This is a genomic window from Phenylobacterium sp. (assembly GCF_035276905.1).
Lineage (GTDB): Bacteria > Pseudomonadota > Alphaproteobacteria > Caulobacterales > Caulobacteraceae > Phenylobacterium.
Genome location: NZ_DATELG010000122.1, coordinates 1 through 5,480, shown reverse-complemented (window position 1 = coordinate 5,480; position 5,480 = coordinate 1). Strand labels below are relative to the sequence as shown.

Here is a 5,480-nt window from a genome sequence, read left to right as displayed (position 1 = left end):
TGATCGTCTCGAAAGTATAGGTTGCCATTAATCTCTCCAGTCTGTGTCACACGGACCCCGGCACGCCTGACCCCCATGCCCGATGGAGCGGTCCCGACGATCCATAACCCCGTTCGCCCCGGCATATACCGCGGCGAAGGTTAAACGAGCCCGAACAAAGAGGTATCGGAACGGCGCCAATCGCGCAATATCAAAAAGGCCATACTGCGGCGGGACGGCGCCCGAGCTAGACTGGAAAAACGGGGGGCTCCGGAACCGCGGCCGGAAGCCCCCTAACCCTCGGCTATTGTTCGCGGAACGCGTGCTCCATGGTGTCCGTGATCGGCGAGACCAGGAAGCCCAGGAGGGTCCGCTTGCCGCTGATCAGCATGACGCTGGCCGGCATGCCGGGCGTGATGCGCTCGTCCTTCTTGAGCTTGGTCAGCTCCTTCGGGTCGATTCTGACGTCCGCCCGGTAGAAGGACTGGCCGGACTTCTCGTTGGTCGTCTTGTCCGCCGCCAGCATCACCACGGTGGCGTCCATCGGATGGTGCCAGCGCGGGTTCAGCGCCAGGATGCGGACCCGCGCCTTCATGCCGACGTGGACCGTCTCGACGTCCTGCGGCTTGATCATGGCCTGGACGAACAGCGGCGAGTTGGCCGGCACCACCTGCATCAGCACCTCGCCCGGGGCCGAGGCGCCGCCTTGCGTGAACTGGGTCAGGTTGAAGATGTAGCCGGCGGCCGGCGAGCGCACGACCGTGGCGTCCTGCGCCACCCTGGCGGCGGTCAGCCGCGGCCCGACGTCGGCCAGCTTGGCCTGGGCCTCGCGCAGCTCGTCGGCGGCGGTGGTGTGGCGCTGGTCGCGCATGGCGGCCATCTGCATGCGCGTCTCGCCCTGCTGCTGCTTCAGCCGGGCGATGTCGGCGACCAGCGAGCCCTGCTTGCCGGCGAGCTCGGACATCGAGCGCTGGTAGCGCAGGATCAGCTGCCGCGGCGCATAGCCCTTGGCGTAGAGCGTCTTGTAGCCGCTCATCTCGTCGTCGGTCAGCTTGCTCTGGTCCTTCACCGAATCGACCTGGGCCTGGTCGCCCTGGATCTGGTTCTGGATCTGGTCCATCCGCTGGGTGAGCACCGAGGACTGGCTCTGGAACAGCTGCAGGCGGGTGTCGAACAGGAACTGCTGGTCGCGCATCAGGCCGGCGACCCGCGAGTCGGCCGCCGCCCGGGCGGTGAGGTCCGCCGGCCACTGGATCACGTTCTGGCCGCTGGCCTCGGCCGAGGCGCGCGCGGCCTGGGCGTTGAGGATGTCCGACTGGTTCTGCAGCACGTCGTAGGCCGCCTTGGTGTCGGTGTCCTCGAAGGTGATCAGCGGCTGGTTCGCCTTCACGAACTGGCCTTCCTGCACCAGAATCTGCCGCACCGTGCCGCCCTCGCGGTGGCGGATGGTCTTCAGGTTCGCCTCGACCTTCACCTCGCCCGGCGCGGTGATGCCGCTCGCCAGCGGCGTCAGCGCGGCCCAGAGGCCGAGGCCCACCACCAGCACGCCGATGATCGCCGCGCCCACCACCATCGGCCGCCGCAGCCGCTGCTGCAGCGCCGGGTCGAGCGGCTCCATGACGTCCGTGCCGAACGTCGGCGCGACATAGCTCGAGCGAACCGGGCCCAGATCAAGTTTCATCAGCTGGCCTCCACGGCGCGCACTTCGGCGGGCTTCATCAGCCGCGACATCACCGCGTCGCGCGGGCCGAACAGCTCCACCCGGCCGTCGCGCACCGCCAGCAGTTTGTCGACGGCGCGGAACACGCCGATCTTGTGGGAGATGATGACCACGGTGGAGCCGTTGGCCTTCATCGCTTCGATAGCGCTCATCAGCGCCGCTTCGCCTTCGGCGTCGAGGCTGGCGTTGGGCTCGTCCAGGACGATGAAGGCGGGGTCCGCCAGCATCGCGCGGGCCAGGCCCACGCGCTGGCGCTGGCCGACCGACAGGACCACCCCGCCGTCGCCGACCTCGGTGTCGTAGCCCTTGGGCGTGCGCAGCACCAGCTCGTGCACCCCGGCCAGCTGGGCGGCGCGGACCACCTGCTCGTCGGTGATGTCGTCGCGGAAGCGGGCGATGTTCTGGCGGATGGTGCCGGCGAACAGCTCGGTGTCCTGCGGCAGGTAGCCGACGTGCCGGCCGAAGTCGGCGCGGTTCCAGCTGAACACGTCCGCGCCATCGAGGCGGACCACCCCGTTGACCGGCCGCCAGATGCCCATCAGCACCCGCGCCAGCGTCGACTTGCCGGCCCCCGACGGGCCGACGATGCCCAGCACCTCGCCCGGCTCGAGCTGGAAGTTGACGCCGGCCAGCAGCAGGCGGTTGCCGCCGGGCGGGGCGTAGTTCACCGCCTCGACGCTCAGGCGGCCCTTGGGCCGGGGCAGCGCCGTCGACTGGGACGGCGGCTCGGCCTTCTGCAGCACCTCCATCAGCCGGCCGTGCGCGCGGGCCATGTTGTTCAGCGGCTCCCACGCCCCGACGATCTTCTCGATCGGCGACAGCGCGCGGGCGGCCAGGATCATGTTGGCGAACAGCATGCCCGAGGCCAGCTGGCCCTTCATGATCAGCCAGGCGCCGATGGCGATCGTCAGGATCTGGATCGCCATCCGGAAGGCCTTGATGAGGTCGGTGTAGGAGTTCGACTTCTCCGCCGTGTCGGCCCCGCGCTCGATGGTGATGCCGCGGAAGTGGGCCCAGGCCGAGCCGAGCGTCGGCAGCATGCCCATGGCGCGCACGACCTCGCTGTTGCGCAGCGCCGCCTCGGTGAAGGCGTAGCTTCGCAGCGCCGCGTCATTGGCCTCCTTCATCGGCGGCCGGATGGCGCGCTCCTGCATCAGGGCGAGCCAGATCAGCGCGCCGGCGCCGGCGGTCGTCAGCACGCCGACCAGCGGGTCGATCAGATAGAGGACGACGATGAAGACCGGAATCCACGGCAGGTCGAAGAACGCCGCCGCGGCGACCCCGGTCAGGGTCTGGCGGAACGAGTCGAGGTCGCGCAGCACCTGCGAGCGCCCGGCGCTGTCCCCGCGGACCGCCGAATCGAACAGGCTGGAGAACAGGCGGCCCGAGACCCGCTGGTCGAGCACCACCCCGTAGTTGATCAGGATGCGCGCCCGATAGTCGTCGATCACGCTGGAGACGGCGAAGACGAAGATGGTGACGGCGGTCAGCACCCACAGCGTCGCCTGGCTCTCGCTCTGCATGACACGCCCATAGACCTGATAGGTGTAGAGCGGCATGGCCAAGTAGAGCAGGTTAGAAAAGAAGCTGAACACCGCCGCGACGGCGAAAGGACGTTTGCCCTCGTTCAGCGCGCGCGTCAGCACATTGTCTGGCTGGTTCGTCAGGAAGGTGAGAAATTTCATGGTCGCCCGAGCATCCCGTTCGAGTCGCCGCCCAAAATACCCGAAAGGTGGCGCAATTGCGGTGAACGCGCACGACCTTGACTATGCCGACGCATGCCTTCCGGCCCCCCGGAGGCGGCCGAGAGATGCGGCCGGCCCCTTACGCTGTCAATCGCTCATAGGACGTTCGGTCGCAGCCCTCGCCCAGTGCTCCAGGGGGGTCAGGCCCTGGGCGACGAGCTCGGGATGGGCCGCCAGGTAGGCCGCGGTGGCGAACCCCGGCGTCGGCTCGTCGACCGCCCAGGCGCCTGCCTGCAGATAGTCGATCAGCGGGTTCGCCCCCGGCGCGAGCGCCTCGCCGCGGCGCGCCGCATAGTGCTGGGGATCGAACCAACGGGACGGGCTCAGGCCCTGGGCGGCGCCCACTGCGAGATAATGGCGCAGGGGGTCGAGACCTGAGCGGTGCGCGTGCGGCGTCTGGGCGCAATACCAGGCCGGATCGAACAGCGGGTGTGGCGAGAGGCCGCGGGCGGCGCCTTCGGCGAGGAAGTGAACCAGCGGCGGGACCTGCGCCGCTTCCGCGGGCGCCTGCGCGGCGTACCAGGCCGGGTCGAACAGCGGATGCGGCGACAGGCCCTGGCGCCATCCCGTCCGCAGATAGTGCGTCGCCGGATCTTCGCGCAGGAGCAGGTCCGGCGCCTGGGCCATGTAGTGCGCAGCGTCGAACAGCGGATGCGGATCGAGGGCGGACTGGCCGCCGATGCGGACGAAGTGAGCCAGCGGCCACAGCCGCGTGCGCGCCAGCTCCTCGGCGTTGCGGCGGGCGTAGAACTCGGCGTCGAACAGCGGGTGCGGGCTGCGCCCCTCGGCCTGGCCGGCGCGCAGGTAGTGCGACAGCGGCGAAACGCCGAGCGCGGCCACGTCCGGATAGCGGCCAAGGTAGTAGGCCTGGTCGAAGAGGCTCGGCGGGACGACCTGCGGATCGGCGCCGCGGCGGACATAGGCCGCGATGTGGCGCAGGTCATAGAGCGGCCGCCCGCTGGGGCGCCACATCCCCGAGGCGGCGAGCATCAGGGTCTGGCCCGGCCAGCGCAGCCGGAACAGCGCCCCCCGCAGCCGCCAGGCGAGCCGCCGGGCGAGCCCGCCTCGCACCTTGATCGTCAGACGCGGCCGCACCGCAAGGCTGCGCAGCCCGGCCCGGGCGCCCGCGTCGCGCCGAAGCGCGGCCAGCAGCGCCTCCGTCAGGCCTCCGCGGGTCACCGCCTCGCGCGCCTGCAGCCGCAGCGTTTCCTCGCGCAGCTCGTGGACCACGGCCGCGACCGCCGAGGCCTTGGCGATCAGGTCGGGACGCTCGTCCACCGGCGGGGCGTCTTCACACGGCGCGGCGCTCACGCCTCATTCTCCATCAGCCAGGCGCGGAAGCCGCGCGGCCCTGCGGCATAGGGATCGGGGAACGCGGCCTGCAGGTCCTTGCGGCTGCGATAGAGCAGGCGGTGCGCCTTCTCGATCGGCAGGCCGTCCGAGTAGACGCCGAAGGCCCACCAGCGCTGCGGGATGACCGGATCCGTCGCCCGCGCGATCTCGCGCCGGTACCAGCTCCACAGCTCGTAGACCGGGAAGTTGTCGCCCGCGTAGCGGCGGGTCATGGCGTCGCCCACCTCGCCCAGCTTGGTGAAGTGCCAGAAACGCAGCGGCGCGCCGTTCACCAGGATCCGGCCGTCCTTCTCGATGCTGACCTTCCGCCGGCTGAGGTTCCAGCTGGCGACGTTGTAGCCCGGGTCGCGGACGACCTTGACCTTGTCGAACATGGCCGGGACGTGGTCGCACCAGCGCTGGTCGACGAACAGTCCGTTCGGGATGTCGTCGTAGCAGTGGGTGAGCAGCCGGTCGTTCCACCACCTGGCGAAGCGCGCGCCCTCGCCCGCGGTCCGCACGGCGACGAAGCCCAGGTTGAAAATGCCGGTGCGCAGGGTGGCGACGTCGTTGTCCTCGATCGCCAGCGGCTCGTCGTTCGGATCGAGCAGATGCGGGGTGAGCAGGATGTCGTCGGTCTCGAGCCAGGCCTGAAGCGGCGCGAGGCTGGCCAGGAGCGCGGTGTCAGGGTCGAGGTAGATCAC

Annotated in this window: 4 protein-coding genes; all 4 read right to left on the bottom strand. The window is 69.9% G+C overall.

From position 1 onward, the window contains the following. Positions 1-283: 283 nt before the first annotated feature. Positions 284-1,660, bottom strand: a complete 1,377-nt coding sequence (locus VJS38_RS05590; protein WP_324087167.1) for an HlyD family type I secretion periplasmic adaptor subunit — start codon at positions 1,658-1,660, stop codon at positions 284-286. After that, positions 1,660-3,384 (bottom strand): type I secretion system permease/ATPase, encoded by a 1,725-nt coding sequence (locus VJS38_RS05585; protein WP_324087166.1) that lies wholly within the window; start codon positions 3,382-3,384, stop codon positions 1,660-1,662. Before VJS38_RS05585 ends, VJS38_RS05590 begins: the two co-directional genes overlap by 1 nt. A 147-nt stretch (positions 3,385-3,531) precedes the next feature. After that, positions 3,532-4,755 carry a hypothetical protein gene (locus tag VJS38_RS05580; protein WP_324087165.1) on the bottom strand — a complete coding sequence of 408 codons (1,224 nt, stop codon included), beginning with the start codon at positions 4,753-4,755 and terminating at the stop codon, positions 3,532-3,534. Then, positions 4,752-5,480, bottom strand: a 729-nt coding sequence (locus tag VJS38_RS05575) for a hypothetical protein (RefSeq protein WP_324087164.1), incomplete at its 5' end; no start/stop codon positions are given. The genes VJS38_RS05575 and VJS38_RS05580, both read right to left, overlap by 4 nt.